General features: G+C 66.4%; 21 protein-coding genes. 11 read left to right on the top strand and 10 right to left on the bottom strand.

Going from position 1 to position 26,088, the window contains the following annotated elements:
- Positions 1-34 precede the first annotated feature (34 nt).
- Positions 35-964 carry a hypothetical protein gene (locus QSK34_RS07445; protein WP_285581349.1) on the bottom strand — a complete coding sequence of 310 codons (930 nt, stop codon included), beginning with the start codon at positions 962-964 and terminating at the stop codon, positions 35-37.
- Positions 965-1,718: 754 nt separating this feature from the next.
- Between QSK34_RS07445 and QSK34_RS07440 the strand changes: the two genes are divergently transcribed.
- Positions 1,719-2,297 (top strand): hypothetical protein, encoded by a 579-nt coding sequence (locus QSK34_RS07440; RefSeq protein WP_285581347.1) that lies wholly within the window; start codon positions 1,719-1,721, stop codon positions 2,295-2,297.
- Between the two features lie 8 nt (positions 2,298-2,305).
- A complete protein-coding gene (locus QSK34_RS07435) occupies positions 2,306-2,620 on the top strand; it encodes a hypothetical protein (protein WP_285581345.1) in 315 nt (104 codons plus the stop codon).
- 503 nt (positions 2,621-3,123) lie between these two features.
- Here the strand turns inward: QSK34_RS07435 and QSK34_RS07430 are convergent.
- On the bottom strand, positions 3,124-7,296 hold the full coding sequence (locus tag QSK34_RS07430) for an NACHT domain-containing protein (protein ID WP_285581343.1): 4,173 nt from the start codon (positions 7,294-7,296) through the stop codon (positions 3,124-3,126).
- A gap of 220 nt (positions 7,297-7,516) precedes the next feature.
- Here QSK34_RS07430 and QSK34_RS07425 point away from each other — a divergent pair, with 220 nt between their 5' ends.
- Positions 7,517-8,617 carry a hypothetical protein gene (locus QSK34_RS07425; RefSeq protein ID WP_285581340.1) on the top strand — a complete coding sequence of 367 codons (1,101 nt, stop codon included), beginning with the start codon at positions 7,517-7,519 and terminating at the stop codon, positions 8,615-8,617.
- A gap of 69 nt (positions 8,618-8,686) precedes the next feature.
- Here QSK34_RS07425 and QSK34_RS07420 read toward each other — a convergent pair whose 3' ends face one another.
- Together QSK34_RS07420 and QSK34_RS07415 are read right to left on the bottom strand one after the other, a co-directional pair.
- Positions 8,687-9,376 carry a hypothetical protein gene (locus QSK34_RS07420; protein WP_285581338.1) on the bottom strand — a complete coding sequence of 230 codons (690 nt, stop codon included), beginning with the start codon at positions 9,374-9,376 and terminating at the stop codon, positions 8,687-8,689.
- A gap of 151 nt (positions 9,377-9,527) precedes the next feature.
- The gene (locus tag QSK34_RS07415) at positions 9,528-11,843 is read right to left on the bottom strand and encodes a hypothetical protein (RefSeq protein WP_285581336.1); all 2,316 of its coding nucleotides are present in this window, start codon (positions 11,841-11,843) and stop codon (positions 9,528-9,530) included.
- A gap of 619 nt (positions 11,844-12,462) precedes the next feature.
- Between QSK34_RS07415 and QSK34_RS07410 the strand changes: the two genes are divergently transcribed.
- Positions 12,463-12,636, top strand: coding sequence for a hypothetical protein (locus QSK34_RS07410; RefSeq protein WP_285581334.1), 174 nt, complete (start codon positions 12,463-12,465; stop codon positions 12,634-12,636).
- 32 nt (positions 12,637-12,668) lie between these two features.
- Here the strand turns inward: QSK34_RS07410 and QSK34_RS07405 are convergent, their stop codons facing one another.
- Positions 12,669-16,478 (bottom strand): nSTAND1 domain-containing NTPase, encoded by a 3,810-nt coding sequence (locus QSK34_RS07405; protein WP_353051367.1) that lies wholly within the window; start codon positions 16,476-16,478, stop codon positions 12,669-12,671.
- A gap of 130 nt (positions 16,479-16,608) precedes the next feature.
- Here QSK34_RS07405 and QSK34_RS07400 point away from each other — a divergent pair, with 130 nt between their 5' ends.
- The 3 genes from QSK34_RS07400 to QSK34_RS07390 all read left to right on the top strand — a co-directional run bounded on the left by QSK34_RS07400 (position 16,609) and on the right by QSK34_RS07390 (position 19,436).
- On the top strand, positions 16,609-17,067 hold the full coding sequence (locus tag QSK34_RS07400; protein ID WP_063765593.1) for a hypothetical protein: 459 nt from the start codon (positions 16,609-16,611) through the stop codon (positions 17,065-17,067).
- 373 nt (positions 17,068-17,440) lie between these two features.
- On the top strand, positions 17,441-18,061 hold the full coding sequence (locus QSK34_RS07395) for a peptidase inhibitor family I36 protein (RefSeq protein ID WP_285581329.1): 621 nt from the start codon (positions 17,441-17,443) through the stop codon (positions 18,059-18,061).
- A gap of 502 nt (positions 18,062-18,563) precedes the next feature.
- Positions 18,564-19,436, top strand: a complete 873-nt coding sequence (locus tag QSK34_RS07390) for a hypothetical protein (RefSeq protein WP_285581327.1) — start codon at positions 18,564-18,566, stop codon at positions 19,434-19,436.
- A gap of 27 nt (positions 19,437-19,463) precedes the next feature.
- On the opposite strand, the gene QSK34_RS07385 is transcribed toward QSK34_RS07390, so the two are convergent.
- From QSK34_RS07385 to QSK34_RS07375, 3 genes are read right to left on the bottom strand one after another with little or no spacing between them, the layout of a single operon-like run.
- Positions 19,464-20,297: a PHP domain-containing protein gene (locus tag QSK34_RS07385; protein WP_161477941.1), complete on the bottom strand. Its 834-nt coding sequence runs from the start codon at positions 20,295-20,297 to the stop codon at positions 19,464-19,466.
- Between the two features lie 4 nt (positions 20,298-20,301).
- On the bottom strand, positions 20,302-20,658 hold the full coding sequence (locus QSK34_RS07380; RefSeq protein WP_285581324.1) for an Lsr2 dimerization domain-containing protein: 357 nt from the start codon (positions 20,656-20,658) through the stop codon (positions 20,302-20,304).
- Between the two features lie 42 nt (positions 20,659-20,700).
- Complete coding sequence (locus QSK34_RS07375; RefSeq protein WP_285581322.1) at positions 20,701-21,792, bottom strand: MBL fold metallo-hydrolase; 1,092 nt, start codon at positions 21,790-21,792, stop codon at positions 20,701-20,703.
- An 80-nt stretch (positions 21,793-21,872) separates the two neighbouring features.
- Between QSK34_RS07375 and QSK34_RS07370 the strand changes: the two genes are divergently transcribed.
- Entirely contained in the window at positions 21,873-22,370 is a 498-nt protein-coding gene (locus QSK34_RS07370; protein WP_285581320.1) for a hypothetical protein, read from the top strand.
- Between the two features lie 10 nt (positions 22,371-22,380).
- On the top strand, positions 22,381-22,812 hold the full coding sequence (locus tag QSK34_RS07365) for a type II toxin-antitoxin system PemK/MazF family toxin (RefSeq protein ID WP_285581319.1): 432 nt from the start codon (positions 22,381-22,383) through the stop codon (positions 22,810-22,812).
- Between the two features lie 249 nt (positions 22,813-23,061).
- Here the strand turns inward: QSK34_RS07365 and QSK34_RS07360 are convergent, their stop codons facing one another.
- Positions 23,062-23,583: a hypothetical protein gene (locus tag QSK34_RS07360; protein ID WP_285581318.1), complete on the bottom strand. Its 522-nt coding sequence runs from the start codon at positions 23,581-23,583 to the stop codon at positions 23,062-23,064.
- On the opposite strand from QSK34_RS07360, the gene QSK34_RS07355 reads away from it, so the two are divergent.
- On the top strand, positions 23,582-24,253 hold the full coding sequence (locus tag QSK34_RS07355) for a tetratricopeptide repeat protein (protein WP_285581317.1): 672 nt from the start codon (positions 23,582-23,584) through the stop codon (positions 24,251-24,253). The genes QSK34_RS07360 and QSK34_RS07355 overlap by 2 nt on opposite strands.
- 31 nt (positions 24,254-24,284) lie before the next feature.
- Here QSK34_RS07355 and QSK34_RS07350 read toward each other — a convergent pair whose 3' ends face one another.
- Entirely contained in the window at positions 24,285-25,079 is a 795-nt protein-coding gene (locus tag QSK34_RS07350) for a CHAP domain-containing protein (protein ID WP_285581315.1), read from the bottom strand.
- 156 nt (positions 25,080-25,235) lie between these two features.
- Here QSK34_RS07350 and QSK34_RS07345 point away from each other — a divergent pair, with 156 nt between their 5' ends.
- On the top strand, positions 25,236-25,961 hold the full coding sequence (locus QSK34_RS07345) for a DUF3152 domain-containing protein (protein ID WP_285581313.1): 726 nt from the start codon (positions 25,236-25,238) through the stop codon (positions 25,959-25,961).
- Positions 25,962-26,088: the final 127 nt, after the last annotated feature.

Below are 26,088 nucleotides of genomic sequence, written 5' to 3'. Positions count from 1 at the left end.
ACCCGGCAAACGTTTCCGGTCACAGCACTAGGTGTCACCGCGGTTCGTTACCACGGTTCGTCACCACGAACGTCGTACCTTCGAGCGTCTCGCCAACTGGAGTCGCCGCCCACTCAGCCAGTTGCTCAGGTTTTCTGCAACTGCGCTCCAGTACCTCTGCCAGCTCGGACATGCTAGGCGGGATGGCTCGGACACAGCGAAGGAGCGGCTCCCCTGTAGCTGGCCCGTCCTCGTTATCCGGGTCGTCAAGCACCCAGCGCCCCACGTCCAACCTCCATTCGTCGGTGTCGTCGTCACCGGGCATCGGGGTGAAGATGTTGAGGAAATGGCGTTCCGGATCGTCCAGTGGTTCGTAGTCCACAAACAGAGACCAGTCGATGACGAAATTGACCCCGGGGTGGCCGGCGCGACGATAGGCGCCGTAGAGGATTCGCAGATCATCGACTGCTCGCTTAAGGCCTCTTCCGTAAACCTTGCCTTCGAGGTGATCGAAACGGGAGTGCTCCGCTCCCAGGCAGTAAGGGTCGCCCAAGTAGATGTTTCCGCGGCTGCTGTCGAATGTGACGAACGGGTTTTCCGACTCGCATTTGCGGATGTCTTCTGGCGCCGATGGCTCCGGGTCCTCTGACGGGTCGATGAGTGAAGCGGCCTCAGCGTTGAGTTCGGCCCGGACCGCCGTCTGCACGGGCGAGGGCACAGACAGCATCGCCCTGTCCAGGTCAGTCAGCGCGTCGTGAAGCAGCAGCTTCACATACTCGTACCAGAGGCTGTGCGAGCCTTCAAGTAGGTGCTTTCGTGCGTCTTCATCGACGAGAGTGGTGATGTGGTCGGTAGGGTAAAACTCTTTTCGGCCTTTGCGGTCGTCGCTCACGACGATAGGGACTGTTGCGTAGGCGGAGATCCTGTTGAGTGCGCTCACCAGCGGCGTAGCGAGGCCAGCGTTCTCCACACTGGTGACCGTCACGGACCGCACACCACTTGGCGAACGATAGGTAGCTAGAATCTGAATTTTCCCACGATTCGCGTGCTGTGAGTAAATAGCCATAACAGCCATGCCCTTTCGGCCGAAGGACACGGCAAGTCCCAATCGGCCTGCAAAAAGAGAGAGTGCGACACCAATCGCATATGACAGACCGGCGCCTCGAAGCGTTTCGGCGGTGGCTCAGATCCGATTCCGAGCTCCATGCCTGTCTGGAAGGTACGCGGCATTGATGCCGAGGGCAACCGGATCGGACCAGAACATTGGTTCGCTCTGTGAGTCAGTACCATCCACCACCCCGCCCCGCCTCAGTTCGGCCATCTGGACTTCGCCCTTGGCGTAGCTTCTGGAGGAAGACGCCAGATCGCCGCAGCGCCCTCATAATAAAGCTGCCGTGCAAGGTATCCCCTGCTTCGACGACCAGACTGAGTTACTCACCGACCAGGGCTGGAAGAAGTTCCCACAGGTGATAGGAAACGAACGAGTCCTTACCCTCAACGGCGATGCCGCCGAGTGGGGACCCGTGACCGGGATGAGCTAGGCTCAGTTCGATGGCTACCTGAATCTGCATGACGGAGACAGAGTCAACTTCTGTGTCACGGACAACCACCGGTTTCTGGTCCGCAGCCTCAAGAAGGAATACAAGCGATATAGCCGAATCACCACCGGGCAGGGGCAGGACATCAAGGCGGCACGCGCTCGCGGCGTCTCCGCCAGCGAGTTAGCCAAGCAGTATGGCGTGAGCACAGCCCTCATCTACATGATTTCGCGAGGGAGCCGCGACCATGCGATGGTCGACGAACTGGGCGGACCGCGCTGGCGGCTGATCGAGTACAAGGACCTGCCCAACTCTTTCATTACCCGACGCACGAACACCTGGGGAGGCGGCTCCAACCCCGACACGGTCGCTTTTGCCCAATCGTCATGCCCAGGCCGGAAGGCGATCACCTATACATTCGGCTTCGAGGACTGGGCGCGATTCCTCGGCTGGTACGTGTCCGAAGGATGGACTTCTGTCTCCACAAACTCAAACTCGTATCGGATCGGCATCGCCCAGATGCAGGGAGACAAGTACGAGGAGATCGCCGCCCTGCTAACCCGCATGGGCATCACCTTCAGCCGCTTACGCCACCAGCTCAGGTTCAGCCACTACACGATGGGTGAATGGTTACGCGAGCACTGTGGTGTCGGGTCGGGCAACAAGCGCGTCCTACCTGCATTAAGGAAGCCCTACCCGAGAGCATTGAGGCGTTCCTCGACGCGTTCGGCAAGGGCGACGGCGCCCAGCACACCCACGAGGACAGCCGCCGCTATGTGACCTCAAGCGTGCAACTCGCCGACGACCTGCACGAGGTGTTGTGCAAGCTGGGGCGCGGCCGGAAGATGCGCGTCATGCACGAAGAGGGCAGCAAGTCGGTAGGCCCACAGGGAACACCGTTTCGGCGACGAAGAAGTACGTGGATGATCAACGACCCAGGTGTGCCCGTCGACAGCGACGTCCTGAAGAAGAAAGTGGTCAAGCACCACTACAAAGGCGTGATCTACTCCGTGTTCACCCCCCACCAGACCATCATGGTCCGCCGCAAGGGCTGCGCCATGTGGAGCGGAAACAGCGCAAATCCCCTCTTGGCAGTCGAGTAGATCACGGCCCCCAGACTCCCAATGCCCGGTCTGGGCGGCGGGGTCCGCCTGCGCGTGCTGCGTAAGAGCCTGTCCAATGACGACAACCGAGCGATCAAGGCCCTGCTCAGGCAGGGCGGTACCAGCTGAGCATCTGCTTTCCGCGCCGTTCCGTGCTTTGCCTGGATGTGACCGGGCGGAACACCAGGTCCCGCGCGAATGCGTGTTGCGCCAACAATCACAATGCACTGCTAAGGGGGCTAGCACCCCCTCGCGCGCCTTGGAAGCCTCGCAGATCAGCCGGCGGCGCTGAAAGCGGACGCCCCACCACTCCTAGTTTTCGAAGGCGACCCGGACCTGAAGATCCTGCAGATCATCAGGTAAGTCGCCCACGAATTAGATCTGCATCCACGGGTCCTCATCGAGGCGGACGATACCGACTATCACCGGCGACAGGTTCCGGTTTCGGACGATCGGCCCGTTCCAGATGGCCCCTGGCCTCCTCTGTTCGCGCCAGCCGCAGTTCACGGGGTGCTGGCTGCGATGCGGTACCAGCCGGGTGTGGCGGTCTGTGGGCTTCCGCCGGGGATCCAGGACCGTACCTGTGAGCGGGTAAGCCGCCCCGGGTCGCTGCCTCTACGGCCGACGGCTCTGTAGACATCCTTGCCGGTGTTCTCGACCCAGATGAGCGACCTCTGCTCGGCAGTGAGCCACCGTTCGAGCCACTCCGCGTCGACAAGAAGTTCGTTCTGCCCAACGTTGCCCGTATGACGAAGGGTCGCGATGAGCTGGCCCGCGTCGTCGGACCAGCCGTTGCGTCCATTCCAGTGGAGTTCGCCGGGCGCAACCCTGAAGAACTCAGGAGCGGGCATGTAGAGGGAGAAGCCCTTCTGGTTCCCCGGGGCATATTCGTACTCCCCGTGGAGCTGCCAGGAGGCGGGCTGGGTGGGGACGGATAGTGGTTCGTGCCGTTCATGGCGTATCAGGTTGAGGCCCACTCCGTGGTGGTGGCCGTAGGGAAATTCGCCGACGTACCCGTAATGCACCTCGGGGTTGCGAGCAATGCTCTCGCCGAGAAGATCGCGACTTTCGAGTTCGCTGATGGCCGCAGCAAGGTCCTTGGTCTCGACCATGTGGGTGCAAAGGTGGGTCCATACGCCCCTGGTGGGCTCCGTGGTGCCGGAGCCGTTCTTCCAGTCGTACGTGCCGGCTAGGACGATGTGAGGGCGCCCCCCGAAGGCGGCTCCGTTGATTGCGACGTCTGGTAGGTCGGTGTCGTCAGCGATCCACTCGGCGTCGGTCTTCGCGAAGGTGGATGCCCAGTCGTAGGCCGGTACCCATGGGCGCGGAGTCTGGTCAGCGGGGGCGTACTCGACGACGGTCGGGTCGACCTGCCGGGAGATGTCGGTCTGCGGGCCGGGGACGGCAGGCGGCGGCGGATCCCAGCTGTCGGGGGTTTTGGGGACGTGGTCGGAGACGATGCCGATGAGGCGGTTGAGCGCAATCCACTGGTACTTCTTGCCAATGCGTTCGATCCATGCAGGCTTGGGGCGCCCGCTGCCGAACTTGCTGAGGACATGCGCGTCGAAGGATGCGTGAAGTTCGGGCTGGTACCCGAGGCGGATGACTTCGGCAACGACCCATCGCGCGGCGGAGGGGAGGTCGATGCCGGGGCGATCTTCGAGTTCGAGGCTGAGTTGGTAGATGAAGAAGTCATCGCCCGTGGCTGACATGACCAGCTTCGGGTAGCTGCTGTTGTCGTACGCGGCAGTGTCTGTGTCGGTGGGCCAGGTCAGGGGCCAGTCACTCGTGTAGGGGGGTCGGAACTGATCGACGGTGACGCCAGGCGGGAGAGCTTCGCGGTCGTTCGCGGCTTCGAGGATGCTGCGGGCGGCATCACGTACGGCGGCGTTCGGGGTAACGGCCGATGGCACGGAAAAGATCTTCTTCCACACCGCTTCGGCCGCGGCAACCCAGTCACTTTGGGCACCGTTCGCGAGGAGGGCCGCGTACGCGGTCTCGAAGGCTCGCCCGACGACCCACTCGTCGTCGACCACGGCGAACCGGTCCAGCAGCCCGGCCACCAGCCCCGGGTGACGGGTGAGGAGGCGGACGGCGGCGATGGTTGCCGGGTCCCGGACGCGGCGGTCGCTGGCGCTGGTGGCCCACAGCAGCGTGGTCGCCCATAGGCGGGTGGTTTCTTCACCGACTCGGTCTAGCGGTTTCTCCCTAGCCCACCGGGTAAGCCGGTCGACAGCTCCGCCGGTGTCGTGCGTAATGTGGAACCAGCCAGGCAGGAACGAGTCCCGGGCCCCCATGTTCCAGCGGGTGAGGAACCCGTGGAGCCAGTCGGCGTTCAATGGGTGATCGGGGCGGGCGGCCAGGCGGAACAGCATCGTCAGCGCCTCGGAACACACACCAGCCCGGCGGAGCGCGTCAATGACGATCTTGCGGGTGACATCAATGATTGAACCGATGTCGCGCCATCCGATCCCGGCGATGACAGCTGCGGCGATGGCATCGTCGTCACCGATCTCAGTACGGAACTCGGTGAGCTCAAGCCCGAACCGCTCCGCGACCACGACGGAAGTTGCTTCAAGAAGGCCGATGTCGATCGTGCGGCCGAGGCCGATGACCGTGCCGAGACGGCCGCCGAGCTCGGCTGTGATGCCTGCGGCGTCTCTGACGTCAGAAAGGGCACCAGAGACGATGAGGTGGTGTCCGATGCGCTCAAACGTGATGGTGATGATGTCCTTGCCGTAGGGGCTGCCGTCGAGAACGACGTCCTCTTCGACGAGCCCTTGGGCGATGAGTGCGTCAAGGAGCGACTTCTCGGCGCTCCGGTCGGACCACATCGGTGTCAGCAGGGCTTGAGCCTTGGTACGAGTAAGCGACGGGTTGCCGCTGTCAGCGATGGCTGCGGCCAGGGCGTACATGGCCTCGTGCACGAGGCGGTCAGACGGTGGGGCGTCGATCCGGTCGCTGACGATGTCGTTCGCATTGCTGAGGACCATCCGACTCAGCTCGTCGAGACCCATGGCGGCCTGGTCAAGGGACAGCCGGGTGCTGTACTTGAGCGCTTCGCAGACCAGACGCAGGTAGAGCGGATTGTCGAACTCACCATGGATGGGCGGTGACGTTGGTGGTTCGAGGCCGTAGTGCGTGGCGTACTCGCTCACCGCTTCGAACTCGACCCCTTCAAATCCGGTGTGCTCGAACTGCGGCAGGGCGAGCCCGGGCGGGAGGACCTGGCTGACGTAGTGCGTGCGGGAGGTGAGAAGGAGTCGGACGTTCGGGTATCGGCGGACGGTGGTGATAAGCCGTTCAAGGTTGTCGCGCCATGTAGACCGCGGCCGGGTGTCGTTGAGCGCGTCGACGACGAGAAGCGTCGAAACGCCTGCGGTGCGTCCGCTCTCGTCGAGGAGCGCGATGATCTCCTCGCCCGTGAGGTCGGAAGGCATCTTCAGCACGTCACGCAGGTGAGTCAGTGGGTCGCGGTCGGTGAACCAGCGGCCGTGCATCATTACGCTGGGGCGGCCCTGGCCAAGGCGCCGGGCAACCACATCGATGGCGAGGTAGGTCTTCCCGATACCAGCCGTACCAGTCATAAGTGCCGCCGGGGCAGCGGCGAGCCGACCAGCCTGGCCAACGAAGAGTCCAGTAGCGTCAGAGAGCTTCTCACTCAGTTCTCGGAGGGCATCGACGGCTGCCGCCGGGAACGATATCTGGTACCCCGCCTGCCACTGTCTCCAGCTCGGGCTGTCCCAGTTCTCTTCGGGGTATTTGGCGTCTATCGCCGCGACTTCGACAGTTACTTGGTCGCTCACGATTCTCGAAGCCTCATCGAGTGCTCTAGCCAGACCGCCGAGGTCAACGGTCACGCGCGTAGCCTGCCAGGTGGCTACCGCGTCAGTGACCTTGGTGACGGCCGAGCGGACTGCGTTCAGGTCCGCGGCGAGTACATGGTCCTCGGCGTAGCGCAAGCGGCCGGCGGAGTCGTTAACTTTGCCGATCTGGTCGTTGACGAGCGTCCACCACTCGTTGTCGGCACAGAGTGCTGCGATGGAGCTGACGGCGGGAACCACAATGTGCAACTCGGGCTTGTACCGGGGTCGGGCGGCGTCGATCGCCTCCTGTAGCCGGTCTTCCCACCATTGGGGGGCGAGGATGTCGATGTCGAACCAGTACCGACGCTGAATGCCGGTGGGGTCAAGGCGTTCGAGTCGGGCGATGATGTTCGTCGCCCACTCCAGCTCAAACTCCACTGTCATACCGCGCTCTGTGGCCATGGCCTTCCAGGCATCGAGCCAGCCTCCCTCTTCCTCGATCTTCTCCAGGAGCGACTTGCCGCGGCCACCGGTTCGGCCGGTCGGGTCAGCGGGGATGGCAATCGTGTACTTGGTCAGGTTCGGATGGTTGTTCAGGGCAGCTCTGACGGACTTGTCGAGCTGGGCCCTGTCGACGTCGGCGTGGGCGGTCCAGAACTTGGCCTGCCAGCCGTGTTCAGTGCTGTCGGGCAGTGTCCAATAGCACTCGACGCCACCGTCGCCGCCGGCTCCGTGTAGTGAGACGAACTTGGCGTCAGCCGTGGGCGGCTCCTGCGCAACCTGCTGGCAGATGAACTGCTCGTACCCGTCGCGTTGCCCGCCAGGGCCGAGTGACCGAATCCGCTCGAATTCGATATCGGGAATGTTCACGGGAGTGCCCTTCGGGTGCGGCAGTCGGAATCCAGGAGGAACGCTATCGGCCCGCTCCGACAATCGTGGCCGGTCCCTGATGCACTAGATAGCATCAAATTGCACATACAAGCCTAATTATGGACAAATCAACCGGAACAACGTGTTGTTCCTCACGCAGTACCGACAGCCCTGTGCAGGCCAGCCGTTTTGTCGGCCCCTAGGCGTAGCCTCTAACATCATGACGCGGATATTGGGCAGCCGACGGACCACCCGACTGTTTGTCGGCGACACAGGCGGGCTGATGAACGACATCGTCCAGGCCGCTCGTCGCGAGAAGCTCACCAGCCTGCTCGCCGCTTTGCATCTGGAATCGGCCCTGCTTTATATTCCCAGGCACGTACTGATCGAAGTAGAACGCGACTTGGCCGAGTACGCCCTGAAGCCCCGCAAGCCGGTAAACCCAGAGAGCGCCATGAAGTGGTGGCGTGACTCGTACGCCCCATACATGCGAGTCGTGGACGTGCCGGACGACTGGGGAGCCGACGACCCGCGCGTCGAGGCTGTCGGCAACCGACATGACCCCAACGCGCCACCGGAGAAATTCTCCGACGCACCGACCGCCCGCCTAGCACTTGCCCTAGCCGAATGTTTTGTCATCTGCCGAGATGACGATCTCACCGATTACTCGTTCGGCCGGCACGAACATCTGGAGCTTCTGCATGCCGCCGCCAACGAGGGAGAGAAGCAATACGTTGACATGATGGCGGGGCTGCCGCTGATCATCGGCGGCTCGCTAGCAAAGGTTGGCGTTGACGGGTTCCGCCGCTTGTCACCAGTCGCCCAGATCTGTACGGCGATTGGGGCGGGAGCCCTCGCTTATCTATGGCAGCGCAACGGCCGAGCACGACGTCAGATCAAGCGGGTCGGCACCGAATTTAGTGGCCTACTCCAAACTGTCGGGCCGCCGCTCATGCAGATCCAGGCCAGACTGGCTGAGAATCAGGCCGTCTGGGAGCGGCACTCGGTGCGGCGAGATGGCCCGGCAAGCGTCAGCGAACAAGCGGCACGCATTCTGGCGTACGCACCTCATAGCGGAATGTTGGCAGTCGAGATCGCGAAAGAGCTGCAGGCGCCGGGTTCGCTGGCGGCCCGGACAACAGCAGTGCGGGCAACTCTAGAGAAAAGCGGTGCATTCACGCAGGTCAGCCGCGGCCGGTGGCAGCTGGGCGAACCAGTTATCGAGAATCGACCGACTCTGAAACCACAACTGATGGCCGACTGGGTGAAGCGCGCACATGAAGAGGTGGCCCTACATCAGTCGGAGAAGAAGACACGCTGACCGTAACCATGCCCGCCCTTCCGCAGCAAAGTATGACCGCGTTCGCGTCGCCGGGCGCAGGAATTTCGTTCAACGCTCAGCGAGCCTGGTCGCCCGTACCCGCAGATAGTCACGTAACGTTAATCTGACCACGACAAAGCTTCCCCCCGCCGCCGTGAGCATGAACAACCACGCGACTCCCCAAGGCAACGTCGCGATGGCCTCTGGGACTCCGTTCAGCACAATGCCCGCCCCGACGACTAGAAGGCCTCTCGCGTCTACGCGCGCAGCATATCGAGACTCCTGAACAGTGGGCTTCTTGAGTTCGTCTACCTCCTCGCGCAGGTCGAGGCGTAAGGCGTCAAGAGCAGATCTTGTACTGCTATGCATGGCGTGGTGTGTCCCGTCAACCCAATCCAACTTCTTATCGAGGTGCTTCACGTAGGTGGTGAGGAGGGCGAGGCGCTCTTCAAGCGAAGCGTCATCCACCGGAGCGAAGTTGAAACCGAAACCCACCTTCCCGCTGAAGTTCACCTGAAGCGCCGGCAACGCGCCATCCATTGCCCCAGTCACCGTGCGACGAAGCGCCGGAATGTACCGCGCAAGCCATCTGCGCATACTCTCCAGCAGCTCCTTCCCTCTCGCCTTGCAGGTACTCAGGAAAACGTCAGTTCCGGCAGGGGCGGTGATCCCCAGTCCTATGAGGGCGATGATGACGCCAGATACCTTACTGGCGTTGGTAACTACGGTTTCGCTGGTGAGCCAGAGGAGGATGTTCACACCTACTTCAACGCACGAACAACCGGGAGGTTCCAGCGCGCATGCACTGTATTTCTCAGGCAATTGTTCCGAGTTGCGCGTCTGAGCTCGGCCCGGGCATGTCGACCGGAGCTTGGGTCAGCTCGCATCCAGAAGGGATGCGAGCAGCTCATCAATTATCAGCCCACTCGCATCGGATGCTGATGTCGTCACCAGTGTCGCTGAAGGTGTAGCCGTGCAGTCCAAGGTTCCGTTCGCATGAGGTGATAGCTGTGCCGAACACTCCCGAGTAGCCCTTACTGTCCCAACGCCACGGATGGTTCTCACTGCCCGGCGGATGAGAGAGGTCCGGACCAGTCAAGATCAGAGGCATGTTCGGAAGCAGCCTTCCATCGGAGAGTTGAACGTCTTTTGAACGCTCGACGAGTCCACGCAGGCCGGAAATCTCCTCAGGTGACAGTTCCTCCTTGAGGGTCGCGAAAAGCAGAAGGCAGCGCACGTCTTTGTCAGACAGCTTTTTCTGAAGGAATTCCAGGTTGGCGATGTCATTTGCATCGATCCGATTTGCTGTCTTCACTTCGCCGAGCACCACAGTCCAGTCTCGATCGGGCAGGTGGGCCGCGACGTCAACTTCGATCTTGCGTCCGTCGATCGATACTTCGAGTCCGAGCATGTGAGGCAATGGAGGCTCTTCGGCGTGCCTAAGTTGTCTCAGCAGCGAGGTGGCCGCCAGCGCAGGAAGCAGGGCTTGGACCTGGTCGGCACGTAGATGCGCAGCGAGTCGGTAACGCCACTCAGGTTGGGTGAGCGAATGCGAGAGAGCAAGGTTGAACGTCTGCCCGCAGAACTCACAGATCATCGTCGCGGCGAGGTCGTCGGCCGAAGCGTGACGTTCGACCCGGCAGTGACTGCAGTGGATCTTCAGGGTTGGAACAAATATCCCACTATGGAATAAATAGTTCACCTGCCTTCTAGCGTATTCCTTCGGCTTCACATTCCGCTCGAAGAACGGATCAGGCCACGCACCTCTGTTGTCATCGACAACTTGGAGGAGGTGCGGGAGCCCGACGCCAGCGACTCTTTCCGCTGCGAGTTCAACTGCGGCACGCGTGCCCGGTTGGTTGAAAACACCACTGAATGGTCCACCGAACTTTTCGGCCGCCCGGGACTGAAACTTGCCGATGTCTGACTGTGACGTCGTCACGGCATCGTCATCAAAGAGAAGCCGCATCACATCTTGGTTATATCCGAACGGGACGGGCACGTGGTCAAGATCCGCGTCGATCCCGAGCGCCAGGCCAGCATGTGTCACGCGCGCGTGATCGATCCCCTGCGCGACGGCGGTGTGACGAAGTAGCGCGGAGTGACGTCGGTAGGGCGGGATGGAGGCGGTGAACCGTGGATCCTGCCCTACCACACTGTGTAATTCGATGTCCGCAGCGACCACCCCACGAAAGTAGGCGTCGGGTTGATCGCCGATTGGAAGCGTCGGCAAGGTGACGTCAACCCATTGGGCGCCCGGTCGGAAGTCGGCACGCACAGAACGAGTGAAGGGTGTTCGGAGCCCTGGGAAGATATAGCGCGTCCATATTCCGCGCTCCATCGGCCTTACCTTCAGGCCATCTCGTTCTGCTGCCGAACGGATCGCCTTCGAAGTCGCCTCAGTCGCGTCCTCAAGTCCCCACACACGAACAACCTGCTGGGCGGTTCCTTCGCCACTGCTCCCGCGTATCTCAGTGCCCGCGAGCGCGGACGATAGAAGGAAGCTCAGCAGCTCCTCGGTCCCTTCGGAGGGGACTGCAATGATCTTCGTACCGTAGGTACGCATGTTCCAGAATTCGACGACGTCCGCAGGCAGACCGGGTCGGATGATGTAGACGCCGGCGTAGCCGTCGAGGTGGGTTCGCGGATTGGTTCGCACATAGAGCGAACTGGCTGTAAGTGCACCGACAGTCGACCTCCTCATATCCGAACGAGAAAGAATCTGAGAGTACGGCGCGACCCGCGGTCTGGCCTCGTCGAGGGTCGGGGAGAGAGGCCGGCCAAGCCGATCCCCCAGGCCCCAAATTGCCGCTAGTACCAGTTCTGCGGGATCGTCACGGTCCCACATCGGCTGGACAAAATCGGTCGACGCGTCGATGAAGGACCGGGTCGGAAGAAGGCCCATCCTGATGCCGTCCTCCTCAGCAAACGGCCCCCAAGAGCCGCCCCAACGCCACATCCACCCTGGCTTTTTTAAGAGGTCACCGACAGGCCCGTCGTGTGCATCGGCGTAGAGGGAGTCGACGTCATACTGGCGACCGAGCCGTTCCAGCTCATCTGTTGGAGTACCGATATCGAAGATCGGCATATGGCGGCCACCCCACACACCGCTAAGGTTTCCAATGGCGTCGCGGACTTCCTCGACAGAGGATGTATCGACGAGGATACCGACACGCCACGGGCGGATCATCGCTCGCCCTCGCGCTTCCGCCATCTCTTGTGCCACGTTCTGATCGTAGAGGTGGTCATGGCCGAACAGTCGACGCTTCAGCCGAGATGCGGTCCGGCACGACTCCGGACCTGTGCACCTTCGTGATGCCTGCTCCAGTGGGCTGGCGGTTCTACCTCACGACCTGGATATCTGGCCAACGAAGACGGCCGGAAGCGCGGATCGAGTTTCGGTAAGCTATGGTGGGTGGCTGATCGTTGCTCGTCGGTTGCTCATTGGTATTCGGTACGGGGCAACACCTGGCGTCATCATCGGGAATTTTGACAGCGGCAAATCCGGGCGGTCTAATAGAAATAGGCACTCTGCGGCACCGAACGGCAGTAAAGCTGCGAACTTCTAATCCGTAGGTTCAGGGTTCGAATCCCTGGCCGATCGTCCATCGGCGACAACCGCAGCGCGCCGAAGGTGTTCGTGACCGCAAGGCAGGCCAAGCGAATGCCGCGCGCGGCCCCTCCCCGTGATGGCCGAAGGTCGCATCACGCCACGCGAAGCCCTGCAGGGCTATGGACTGGACGGATGGCATTGTCGGCAAGCGACACGGTCGTGATCTACGGAGCCGGGCCCGTGGAGCTGATGGCGGCCTACTCCGCCACGCTCATGAGCGCGAGGGAGGTCAGTGGTCGCCGACCGCCACCCCGACCGACTCGCCAAAGCCGAGGAGATCGGCGCGATCACGATCGACGACTCCAAGGGGTCACCGGTCGACCAGGTCATGGAACTCACCGACGGCCCGGGCGCCGACCCGCGAGCCGAGAGCCATCCGATCTCGGTGCGGCCCGCGCCTGAGTGAGGGGCGGCGCCTTTCTTCGGTGACTCCCGGAATCACCGTGATGATGCGGTGCCGCAGGTGTTTCGATACGGCGTCCCCTCGGTGTAGCGTCGCCATTCCACCTGGGTGAGGTCACGCCCGAGAGCCCGGCAGATGCGGGTGGCCGCCTCCTGGGGGTCGGTGTTCCACAACCGCACGGTGGCGTCGGCGCCGGCGGTGGCGAGCGTGCGCGCGTCAGGACTGAAGGCGATCGCTCGTACCGGTTCGGTGTGACCGACGAGGTGAGCCGTAAGTCTGCCATCGCGGACGTCCCACAAGGTGACGGTGTGGTCGCCGCTCGTGAAGGCGAGGGTGCGGCCGTCAGGGGCGAAGGCGACGCCGGTGGTGAGAGCGTCGGCGTGACCGGGGAGCACGGCCAGGCGGGCGCGCCGGCGCACATCCCACAAGGTCACGGTCTTGTCGGCGTCGGAGGTGGCCAGGGTGCGGCCGTCGGGGCTGAACGCCACGGTTCTCACCCACGCGGTGTGGGCGGCCAGTGGCGCGCCCAGTGGTCTGCCTGTCGCGGTGTCCCAGAGGATCGCGGCCTGGTCGTGGCCGCCTGTGGCGAGGGTGCGGCCGTCGGGGCTGAACGCCACGCCGTTGACGGGCCCTTTGTGGCCGTGGAGGACGGCCGAGCGGGTGCGCCGGGCCACGTCCCACAGAGTCGCCGTCGTGTCCACGCTGCCGGTGGCCAGGGTGCGGCCGTCGGGGCTGAAGGCGACGTCGAGCACGGCGCCGTCGTGTCCGGTGAGTTCCGCGGACGTGTCCTTCTCCAGGTCCCACAAGGTGATGGTGCCGGCCGATGTGTCCGGGGGCGATCCGGTCTTTCCCTGCGCCAGGGCGAGGGTGCGGCCGTCGGGACTGAAGGCGAGGGCGTAGACGTCCGAGGACGTGTCCGTGTGCAGGGCGTACAGGGTTCGATCCCGCGTGTCCCACACCATCGTTCGATGCGCGTCGGCGGCGGCCAGCAGGCGGCCGTCGGGGCTGAAGGCGACGTCGTTGACCGGTGTGGCGTGACCGGCCGGCGATGCCTGCGCGGTGTCCCACAGGATGATGGCCCCGTCTTCTCCCGCCGAGGCCATCATGGACGTCCGGGGATTGATGTCCAGCGCGTAGACGTTGATCTTGTGTCCGGTGAGACGTCCGCGCAGGACACGGCGCTCGACGTCCCACAGCAGGATCGCCGGGTCGTGTCCCGAGGTGGCGAGCGTCCGGCCGTCCGGGCTGAACTTGAGGGTGATGACCTCCCCGGGCCGCTGATGGCTGAAGGTCGCCACGCGAGCGCGCCGGACGACATCCCAGAGGATCACCGTCGTGTTCCCGCCGGCGCCGGCCAGCGTGCGGCCGTCGGGGCTGAAGGCGACGGCACTGGCGGTTTCGGCGAGCCCGCTCAGGGTGGCCAGCCGGACACGCCGCCTGAGATCCCACAGGATCACCTGCCTGTCGTCGCCTGCCGTGGCCATGGTGCGGCCGTCGGGGCTGAAAGCCACGCCGCGCACCTTCCCGGTGTGCGCGCTGAGCGTCGCCAGGCGGGTGTGCCGGAGCGCGTCCCAGAGGATGACGGTCCGGTCGTCGCTCGCGGTGGCCACGGTGTGGCCGTCGGGGCTGAAAGCGATCTCCCTGACCTGCTCGGTGTGCCCGTCCAGGGTGGCGACGGGTACGCGCGCCGCGGTGTCCCAGAGCACGATGTGGCCGTCCTCCCCGCCGGTGGCCAGCAACTTCCCGTCCGGGCTGAGAGCCGCGGCCTTCAGCCAGGTGTCGTGCCCGCGAAGTGTGGCCAGCCGGGCCCGGCGGCGGACATCCCACACCGCCACCGTTCTGTCCTTGCCGACGCTGAAGAGGATGCGGCCGTCGGGGCTGAAGAGCACCTGGGAGACGGCGCCGATGTGGCCGGTGAGCATGCCCTGGTGTGCTCGCAGAGCTGAGGCGCTCAGCAGGGCGCCGCGCGCCTCGACGGTCGGCGCGACGGAGAAGGCGTGCGCGGCCAGCAGCATGGCGGTGTCGGGCTCGGTATCGGCGACGGTGAACGTTTGGGCGGCGAGCTGGCGCGACAGCGCGATCCGGTGGGCGGCTTCGGCGTCCTGCCACTGCTGGACGGCTGTCAAGCCGGTACCGGTGCTGACGAGCAGCAGGAGCGCGAGGCCGAGCGCCAGGTAGCGGAGTTGGCGGCTACGGCGAAGGACCCCGGCGTGCTCGGTCTTCTCCCGGTGGATGGAGGTGTCCAGGAAGTCGCGTTCGAGTCTGTTCAGGGTGTCACGGCGGTCGTCGTCACCGGCCCATTCCCGGGCGATGGCCAGGCGGGCGCCGCGGTACAACGTCCCGGGGTCGTGGTCGAGTGCCGCCCAGGACTGTGCCGCCTCGGTGAGCTGGCGGCGCACGCGCAGGGCCTCCCGGTCCGCCGTCAGCCACTGATGCAGCCGGGGCCAGCCCCGGATCAACGCCTCGTGGGCGATTTCCACGGTGTTGTCGCCGAGGGTGATGAGCCGGGCCTCGGCGAACAGGCCGAGAACGGCCTGGGTATCGGGGTGGTTGATGTCCAATTCGTCCTGGGTGATCCGGCGAGCGGTGTCGTCGGTGCCCTCTCCCAGCGCGGTCAGCCGGATGAACATGTCCTTGGCACATGATCGCTGGGCCGGGGAGAGATCGGAGTAGAGCGTCTCGGCGGTTTTCACCAGGGCCCCATGGATGCCGCCCGCCTCCAGGTACCCCGCGAGGGTGAGCGTGTTGCCGCGGCGCCGGTGCCACGTCTCCACCAGGGCATGGGAGACAAGAGGCAGGGCGCCCGGCTGCCCGACGGCGTCGGCGACGATCGCGGCGAGCAGGGCGCCCTCGACACTGCAGCCGGCGGCACGGGCGGGTTGTGTGACGGCCTGGCGCAGTTCCTCGGTCGTCATGGGAGCCAGGAGGATCTGCGCGTCCGTCAGCGCCGCCGCGAGATCAGGATGGTCGGCGCAGTGCGCGTAGAAGTCGGCGCGTACGCCGAGAACCACTCGTGTCAGGCCGCCGGTCTCCTGGGCCGCGGCCAGCAGAGCGCTGATGAACCGGCCCCGTTCGTGGGCGTCGTGGCAGAGGGTGAAAACCTCTTCGAACTGGTCGACCACGAGAAGAACCGGAGCGGGCGGTGGCCGGTCCGGCGTCTCCTGCTCGGTCGGGCCGGGGAGGCCGGACGGGTCGTCGAGCAGCGCGGTGTGGATCTCGGCCGCCGACCGACGGCTGACGGCGGCGAGCCGGTCGGCGTACTCGCGCAGCGGATGTGCCCCCGGGGTCATCAGCACCGTCCGCCATCCCCCGCCGCCTTCCGGGTCGCCGGCTCGGGCCCTCGGGATCAAACCCGCCCGCAACAACGAGGACTTTCCCAGCCCGGACGTTCCGAATACCGCCAGAAAACGCTGCCGGGTCAGTCGCGCGATGAGTTCGTCGACGATCCGTTCACGGCCGTGAAATCGCTCGGCGTCCTCAGTCTGAAAGGCGGCCAATCCCAGATAGGGACTTTTTCCGCCCGAAGCATCGCCGGCGTCCCCGGCAGTGAGGCGCGTGTCTTCCACGGTCTCCGTGGCCTGACGCCAGCGCGCCTCCCATTGCGCGCTGTCACCGCCGCATGCCTGAACGTAGGCCAATGTCACCGCGAGGCTCGGCAGCCTCTCCCCTCGGGCTGCCTGAGCGAGCGTGCTGGCGGAGTAGTGCGCGCGTCGCGCCAGATCGCGATAGCCCGGGTTGCCCACGCTTTGGCGTAACCGGCGAAGTTCCCACGCGAACCGCTGAACAGCGCCTTCCGCTGGATCCACCGGCCGCTCAGGACGCGGCAACTCCACCTCCGGGCGCATTGCGACGGTTGTGCACGGTTGATTATGCATTGCGCGCCCCGACGCCTCACAACTCGGCGGCTGTTAGACCGGTAACCGCTTGAGTTCCGGAGTCCCGTCGGGGGGCTCGTGTGTAACGAAGGGACGAGAAATGACGTTGGGTCGTAGGTTTCTGTCGACCGCCGCGGCGATGGTCGTCGTGGGTGGACTCTCGGTCACCTTGTCCGCGGGTCCGGTGAACGCGGACGCGGCGAACTGCACCAATGGAGCCAACGGCTTCACCAGCATCCCCTACAACAAGTCCGGGATCATCGAGACCAGCAAAGACCTCGGTGGCGGGCGGACGGTGGAACTCCACGTGGCGACGATCAACGGGGCCCCGCACAGGTGGGCCAGGATCAGCGGGGCCACCAAGGCCGGGGATCTGGTCTGGATGGACTACACCACGACCTGGGGGAACGGCTGGATTCAGTGCGGCCCCTTCACCGTGCAGAGCAACGGGTCACCCAACACCAGCGCAGCGCACAAGGTGACCCGGACGTCCGGCGAGCAGTTCCGCGCCTGCGGGCGGCGGTTCGATGGAAACTCCATCTGCGGGCCCTGGCTGTAGCACCTGGCGAAAGCCGCTCTCGGTCCTCTACCTGTCCTGAGGCGCGGCCGCACGCCCGGCGGTGACCGGACTCGCTGGAGGAGACACCTGCTCCTTACCGGTTCTTCCGTGAGTATCCCGGCGTTCAGGGGGCGCCCCCGCGTTCCCTGAACGTCCACCGGGACGGCCGGTCGGCTCGTCGGTACAGCCGTCATCGGTGAGATTGATCTTGTTCTTGGTCAGACCGAGCCGGCCGGACAACGGTTCGAATCATCGTGCCGCCGGCGTGGATCTGGATGGATCTCGTCCGCGCCGTGCCGGCGGGGTTTCTGACAGATGAGCAGGCTGCGGCCTCTGGGAACGTCCATGCTGCGGCCGAACTTTAGGAGAGAACGTGGGCTCAAAGGCGTCGAAGAAGACCCAGGCGAGAGGAACGATGTTCCACAGAATCCTGCGGGGATTGGCAGCGGCGATCGTCTTAGGTGGACTGCTGTCCGCCACTCCGGCCAACGCCGCTCCCCCTGCCCCGGTAGCCACGTCATCGACATCGACCGGCTCAACGGGCATACCGTCCCTCCTGAGCCGGCAGGCGCGCTCGGATGCGGAGTTGCGCGAGCAGATCGCACTTCAGATGGAGATCGCCCCAGGGGGCGAACAGACGAGCCTCAACGAGGTTTCGTATGACGGTGGGAAGTTCGTAGTGACTTACGCTCTGCCTGGGCAGCGTGCCCTCGGCGTCGCCGACTGCCCGGCCAACTGGTTCTGCTTCTACCAGGACAGTAACTTCGGCTATCCGCGAGGCAAGCTTTCGGACTGCTACACGCAGGAGCTCGCACAATACGGCTGGGCCAACCGCATATCCTCGGTCGACAACAGCACTTTCAACAGCGTCGAATACTGGGAAAGGCTGAACCCCACGACGACCTTGTACCTCTTCACCAACTACAACCCTGGGGCGCTCGCCAGTCTCGGCGACTACAACGACAGGGCGGATGTCGTGCACCGCAACTGCTGAACTCGCTGCGCACGTACCGAAGATGCTTCCGAAGCCCCGGGAAATCCAGCCCCCGGGGCTTCACCCGTCCTCCGCGCGAACGCCGGCAGCACACCAGCGACCCGGCACGCCACGTGCACCTCGGTCGCGCCGAACCTCCCGGCGACGACGGGTGCTGGCTTCGATCCGCCGCTCGCTGGCCGGGAGCTTCTCCAGCCATTCGGCGGCAGGTGCGGGTTTCGTAGGTGGTCGTCGGCGTATCCCAGCAGCGTCCGCACACCCTGGACCGGGACCATGTACCGGCCCTGCGGCCAGGGCCAGCACGGCAGGGCCATGCACCGATGCGATCGAGCGTCCGCCGGATCTGGCCGACTTCGCTCCCGCGCCGCCACACAGGACTCGTCGTCGCGGATGCCACCTTGGACCGGGATTCCCCGGACCCCTAACAGGTGCCAGCACCCTGTGGGGCACCGGTCGCCGCTGCCTATGGTTCGAGTGATCCTCTCGCAGCCAGGAGCGCGTGATGACTCAGGACAACCGACCGCAGTCGTGGCGGCCGACCGCCGCCGAGCGGAGCGCATGGACCCGCGACGCCTTCCGTGCCGCCGCCGGCCTGATCGTGGGCCCCGGCGGCTTCTTCCTCTACCTCGCCGGAGAGTACTTCTACGACCGGCGGCACCTGCTGTTCGGAACCGGCGGGACTCCCCAGCGGGCGATGAACCCGGAGGGCGAGTCGATCGCCCTGCGTGGCGGATTCGCCAACCTCGACGCCGTCCCGCTGCTCGGCGGACGAGGCCAGGGCACGCAGGTGCTCTCCATCACGCCGAGCCTGACCCCCTCCACCCGGGCGATGGGCCTGCGCGACGGCGACCCGGTCTCGTTGGCGCTGTCGAGCCGTACGGTCAGCTCGACGAGGAGCGGGTTGATCGTGCCGGGGCGGATCGGGACCACGACACGCGTCACCGTCCCGAGCGACGACTACTCGGTCGCCGCCCTGGGCACCAGAGCCTCGGCGCTGTTCACCAGCAAGGATCCCGTCATCGGCACCGGGACGGGCACGGTGATCGGGAGCGGCGTCGTCGTTCCGGGAGCGCGGCAGGTGAACCTGCCGCTGGCCGGGCGGACGCCGTTCCCGTCGCCGCAGCGGCCGGACACGCTGGTCGCGCCTCGGTGCCCGTGGTGCGGGGAGAGGGTGACCGGTTCGGCGTTCGTCGCGATGGCCGACTGCCCGAACCGAGCGGGGACGGCGCAGGCCCTTCGGGCGCTCAACGTCTACCGGCCTCCCGCCGTCGCCACGGTCACCCGCCGGTACTGCTCGGTCTGCCACCGCTATACGTCCAAGCCCGAGGATCACAGCCTGTGGTGCCGGTTCATGACCTTCATCGGCGACTTGTGAGGCTCGCGGGTCGCGACCGCCCCGGTGTCAGGTGCGGCTCGGGACCGCGTCGAGCAGGGCCTCGTAGGCCTCCGGCGCCGTCGTCTCGCAGCCCAGCCGGTGCCCCGTCAGCTCACCGTGGTCGTCGCTCGACCCGGTCACGACCAGGCCGAGGTCCTTCGCCAGGCCGCGTAGTTCCTCGCGCGCCGTCGTCGTGTGGTCGCGGTGGTCGACCTCGATCCCGGTCAGCCCGGCCGCCGCCATGTCGGCGATCCACTCGTCGGGAACCACCCGGCCGCGCTTGGCCGACCGCGGATGGGCCAGCACCGCCACGCCTCCGGCGGCGCGGGTGAGTTCGACGGCGCGGACCGGGTCGAGGGCGTAGCGGGCCACGTGGGCGCGTCCGCCCGATCCGATCCAGCGGTTGGAGAAGGCCTCTTCGATGTCGGCGACGGCGCCCACGGCGAGCATCGCGCGGGCCACGTGGGGGCGGCCGACGACGCCGCCGCCCGCGATCCGCTCGACCATCTCCATGGTGATCGGAACCCCAAGGTCGATCAGCCGGGCCACCATCTCGGCGGCCCGGCCGTCTCTGGCCTCGCGGATCAGCGCCGTCTCCCGGGCCAGGCCCGGGTGGTCGGGGTCGAACAGGTAGGCGAGCATGTGGATGCTCATCCCGTCGCGGCGGCACGACAACTCCATGCCGGGCACCAGGGTCAGGCCGTCGGGCAGGTTCGCCAGGGCCTCGGCGTGGCCGCCGACACCGTCGTGGTCGGTGAGGGCCAGCACGTCGAGACCGGCCTCGCGGGCCCGCCACACCACCTCGGCGGGGCGGCTGGTCCCGTCGGAGGCGGTGCTGTGGCTGTGGAGGTCGATCCGCACCCGCTCAGCTTTCCACGGGCTCCCGCTGCGCCGCCACGAAGGCGTCGATGACGTCGTCGGGCAGTTTCCCGCGTGCGGGGACGTCCAGGCCCTGGGCCTTGGCCCAGTCGCGGACGTCGGTGTTGGTGAAGCCCTGCAGCTTGCTCGGTTCGGCCGGCTTGCGGCCCCGTCCGGCCTGCTTGACCTCACGGCCCTTCTCGATCGCCAGCTCGATCAGGCCGACGGCCTCGGCGAGGCGTTCGTGGTTGGCCTCGGACAGGTCGATCGCGAACAGCTTGTCGAGCAGGCGGAACTCCCGCCGCGAGACGTCTTCCCCTTCGGACGCGTCGAGATCATCGATCAGGACGACCTTCTCGGCCACGTGGCTACTCCCCCGGTCTTCACTTTTACGGAAGCCGACAGCCTATTCGATCTGCTGCCACCACCCGTCCACAAGCGGAGGCTCGTCGACCGCGAACCGCTCGCCGGGCCTGGGCACGGCCAGGTGGACGCCCCGGCCCTTCGCCTCGCGCCACAACCGGTCGACCGGCTCGCCCCACGAGTGGAAGGCCAGCGTGAACGTGCACCAGTGGACCGGCACCAGCAGCCCGGCGTTCAGGTCGAGGTGGGCGCGGACCGCCTCCTCGGGCGTCATGTGGATGTCGGGCCAGCTCTCGCTGTAGGCGCCGATCTGCACCAGCGCCACGTCGAACGGGCCGTGGCGGCGGCCGATCTCGGCGTACCCCTCGAAGTAGCCGGAGTCGCCGGTGTAGAAGACCTTGCGGCGTTCGCCGGCCACCACCCACGAGCCCCACAGCGTGGTGTTACGGGTGAAGGAGCGGCCGGAGAAGTGGCGGGCCTCGGTGACCGTGAGGGTGAGGCCGCGGAGGGTGACGCTCTCGTTCCAGTCGAGCTCGACGATCCGCGACTCGGGCACGCCCCACCGCTCCAGGTGGGCGCCGACGCCGAGGGGGACGACGAAGGGCGCGTCCTGGAAGCCGGTGAGGGCCTGGACGGTCCGCATGTCGAGGTGGTCGTAGTGGTCGTGGGAGATCACGATGGCGTCGAGCCGGGGCAGCATGTCGATCGGCTGCGGCGGCCTGTGGTTGCGCCGGGGGCCGGCGAACGGCACCGGCGAGCATCGATCGCTCCACACCGGGTCGAACAGGACCCGGCGGCCCTCGATCTCGGCCAGCACGGTCGCGTGGCCGTACCAGATGATGTCGAGGTCGCTGATCGGGTCGGGCGCGGGCGTGACCACGGGGATGACGCCGCGCGGGCGGCGCTGCTCGCGGCCGAAGAGAAGGTCGCGGAGGATCTTGGTGGTCTCCTCGCGCGGGGTGACGACCGCGGGCGCCGAGTTGGCGAACGCGGTGCCGCGGAACTGCGGGGAACGGCGGACCCTGTCGGCGCGCGCGCCTGTGGGGTCGGCGCCCATCGCCTCGGGGACGTCGCGCAGCTTCCACGCGACTCCAGCGGCCAGTGCCCCCGCGACAAGCCATCCGGTTTTTCGCATACGAGGAATGGTGTCACAGCACCTTGATCAGCCGGTCGGGAGACACCGTGTCGCGGCGCGAGTGGCTACAGTGCCAAGGGATGAACCAGGAAAAATCCCGCCACGTCATGTCGACGGCGCCCTACGCGTGCAGTTGCGGGGCCGACCTGCCCGACCAGGTGTCGGCCGAACTCCACGCCTCCGAGGCCAATCTGTGTACGGTCTGCCTCGGCACCCTCGAAGAGGAGCCCTTCCCCGGCTGGCGGCGGCGCTGCCTCGCCTGCGCCGGAACCGGCCGCCGCGGCCCGCAGCTCGTGTGGGAGCTGGCGCACGCCGAGGCCGAGACCGCCATCCCGGTCCGGGTCGTCCTGGCGCTGCTGCCCGGACGGCCGTTCCGCCTGTCCGAACTCGCCGACCTGGTGCGCGAACGCCTCAACCTGCCGCCGGGCCGGTTGCCGGTCGGCCCCCGGGTCCGGGACATCCTGCTCCAGCTCCAGCAGGAGGGCGAGGTCGCCCTGATCTCGGCCCCTGAGCAGCTCCTGGACGATTCGGGAGCGGTCCTCTACGACGACCCATACTGGGTGAAGACCGTCCGATAGGGTACCTATCGTGCGTGATCATGGAGAGGACCCGCGCCCGTCGCGGGGCGCCGTCCGCGAGGTCCACCGGATCGACCGGGCGGCCCGCATGGAGTACTCGCCCGACCTCGACGGCATGGCCGACCCGGGTGAGGTCGTCTGGACGTGGGTCCCCTACGAGGAGGACCCGTCCCGAGGCAAGGACCGCCCCCTGCTCGTCGTGGGGCGCCACGGCCGCCGCCTGCTCGGCATGATGCTCTCCAGCAAGGGCGACGACTCCCCGGACTGGCTGCCGCTGGGCGTGTGGGGCGGGGATTCCCGGCCGTCTTACCTGCGCCTGGACCGGGTCTTCGAGATGAACGAGGACGACATCCGGCGGGAGGGGGCGGTGCTGGATCCTATGCGGTTCGCGCGGGTGGCGGCGGCGCTGAAGAAGACGTGGAGCTGGGCGGCCGACGGCTGACCATCGGCCCCCCTGGACGTGCCCGTTCACGGGGCGCGATGTGGTGCCGGTGGTGAGCACGGAAGGGCACGCCGGGACCACGCTTCGCTTCAACGGCCCAGTGCTGGCCAGGGGCTACAGCTGACGCCCCTTCGGGCGGCTGTCATGAGCCGTTCCTCATTCCCCCTCGGGGCGCCAACCGGGCCGACGTGTAAGCAGTGGAGCAGGAAAGCCCGGCGAGTTCTACGCGCAGCGCAGGCGCGGCGCTAGTCAGGGATCTCCGGGCCGGCGGACCAGCCTGCGGACCGGCGGCGGCAACCACCCGAGACGCCTTCGGCGCCATGACTCGAACGCGGCCCCGAGCCCCACGTCGAGGTCGGCGACCAGCCGGCCGACCTGCGCCAGGTCCGTGCGCCGCCACCCGCGGAGTCTGAGGGCGAGGCGTTCCTCCACAGCGTGGGCCACCTTGGGAAGGGGTCTGCGGGCCTCCCACGCGACAGCGAACAGGTTCGCCGCCGCGCCCACCGGCCGGCCTTCGCCATGCCGCGTCAACAGGTGGTCGACCGAGCCGGTGAAAGCGGCGTGGACGGCGCCTGGCGCGGATCGCAGGGCTCTGACCGCCATGCTCGGTGGCAGGGTCAGCAACAACGCGGGCAGCCTGAAGCGCAGGTATTCGCGCGCCGGCCGGTAGTCGTGCTCGTAACCGGTGATCAAGTCGTCCAGGGCGGAGTAGCGGGCCGAGTCACGGCCGGGCGTGCAGTACACGCGCTCCCGCTCCAGAACCCGGTGCATGATGGCCCTCGGCCAGGAGGAGCGGGGGGAGGCCGAGGCCGCCCGGGCGGCCTACCAGCTCGTCATCGAGTCCGGGCATCCTGACTACGCTCCGGCTGCGGCCCTGAACCTTGGCTGCCTGCTCGAAGTTCACGGGGAACTGGAGGGCGCGCGGGCGGCCTACCAGGCGGCCGTCGACTTCGATCATCCCGAGGAGTCGCCGTTGGCGGAGTTCGACCTGGGCTGCCTGCTCGGGAGGATGGGCGACGTCGAAGGGGAGGTCGCGGCGTACCGGCGGGTGATCGAATCAGGGCATGCCGGACACGGGCCGAAGGCGGCCTACAACCTGGGGTACGTGCTGCGCGAGCAGGGCGATCACGACGGTGCGCGGGCGGCCTACCAGATCTCCATCGACTCCGGGCACCCCCGGTGGGCGCCGGTCGCCGCCTTCAACCTTGGGGTGATGCTCAGTGATCTGGACGACCGGGCCGGCGCGGAGGCGGCGTACCGTTTCGCCGTCGAGTCGGGGCACCCGCACTACGCGCCCGACGCCGGCTACAACCTGGGACTCTGCTACGAGAGATGGGGCGATGTCCATGCCGCGCGGGCGGCCTATCAGGCCGTCGTCGACTCCGGGCACCCGAAGGCGGATGACGCCAGGGAGGCGATGGACGATCTGCCCCGGTTGTGATCATCACTCGGCCGGGGAGGGCGGCCGACGGCTACTCGTACGGCCGGGAGCGCCTGCGCGGCGCCGTCTCCCCCGGCGCCGACGACGATCGGATCGCCACGGCGGCCAGCGGCCGCTCCTCCGGCTCCACCGGAGGCTCCGGCGGGGGCGGCGTCGATCTGCGGTGGCGGCCCACCGAGAAGGCGAGCTTGCGCACGTGGAACCCGCCGAAGATGAGGCTCACCCCCACCGCCACCACCAGCACCCCCGTCGCCATCGCCGCGACCGGGTCCACCCCGCCCGCGTGGCTCGTGGTCGCGCTGACCGCGTCGGGCCGTAACGCCAGTGTCACGTCGGCCGGTTCGACGGTCAGGTCGGGCTTGACCATCCGGGGGATGCCGTAGCCGACGACCTTGCTCTCGTCGCGGACCTTTCGCTTCAGCCAGACCTTGTCGACGTTCGCCTCGATCGTGTGGATCTTGTCGCCGTCGACCCTCTCGACGATGCCCACGTGGTCGATGCCCTTGATGTCGTCGCCACCCGCCCAGTCGAAGAAGACCAGGGCTCCCGGCTCGGGTTCGTCCGTCCACGCCTGGCGCTGTTCGAACCAGCGCGCGTGGGAGGGCGTCCAGGCGAAGGCGCCGACGTAGTCGGTGACTCCGGCCTTGTCCGCGGCCCAGGCGATGAACATGTCACACCACGCGGCGTTGCGGTACTGGGGATCCTTGACGGTCTCGGCGTACCACGCGCCGTATTTGGTGTGCTGTCCGGGCTTCTCCCGGTATCCGAGCTCTCGGGTGACGACGGCTAAAAGGTCGTTGGTGATCGTCTCTGGGGAACGTTCCACCCGCTCTGTCCTCCATGCCTCCCGATACCTGGACTGTAATTCGGAAATCGGGAGTACGCCCCCGATTCACCAGAAAGGGCGAGCAATACCCCCCAACCGTAACTGTGCGGATGATCTCCTCCCGTATGATCACGTTCAGTTCGTTTTGGGAGGGTCGTGAACCACCGTGTCCTGTTCGCGGCGGCCGGGATCGCCGTGGTGGGCGCGGTGACCTGGGGTTTCGCGCTGCCGTCCGAGGAGGTCCCGGAACCGGTGGCCCAGGTCGGGACCGTGCCACCGCCGGCCTCCCCGCGGGCGACGCTGCCGTACATCCCGCCGCCCGCCCCGACGCCGCCGCCGAGCACGCCGAAGAAGGTCAAGGTGCCGGAGAAGGGCTCGGGGAAGTACCGCGTCGCCGTCGGCGAGGCCGAACCCCGCGCGGGCAGGGCGCAGGTGATCAGGTACATGGTCGAGGTCGAGAAGGGGCTCCCCTTCGACGTGGACGAGTTCGCGACGGCCGTCCACGAGATCCTGAACGACCCCCGGGGCTGGGGGCGGTTCGAGCGGGTCTCCAACGGCTCGGCCCGGCTCCGGGTCACGCTCGCCACTCCCGGTACGACCAACCGCGAGTGCCTCCCGCTGCGCACGTTCGGCCAGCTCTCCTGCTGGAACGGCCGCCGGGCGGTGATCAACGCGCGCCGCTGGGCCTACGGCGCCGACACGTACAAGGACCTGGAGCTCTACCGGAAGTACGTCATCAGCCACGAGGTCGGCCACGGCCTCGGGCACGGCCACCGCGACTGCCCCGGCCGGGGGCGCGCGGCCCCGGTGATGGTCCAGCAGACGATCTCCCTGCGCGGCTGCAAGCCCAACCCGTGGCCGAACCCCGGGCGCGAGCCCTGATGAACGTTTCGCGGGCGACCTCGGACGCTGACAGCGGAGCTTGACGGCCCGTCCACAACCCCCTGACACTGAGCCCCCCGCGGGCCGATCAAGAACGCTCCCGGCGGTCTGCGCCCAACAGACGAGC

The sequence above is a fragment of the Herbidospora sp. NBRC 101105 genome (genome assembly GCF_030269205.1).
Taxonomy (GTDB): Bacteria; Actinomycetota; Actinomycetes; order Streptosporangiales; family Streptosporangiaceae; genus Herbidospora; species Herbidospora solisilvae.
Note: the sequence above shows the minus strand (reverse complement) of the source record. Positions and strands in the feature narration are given on the sequence as shown.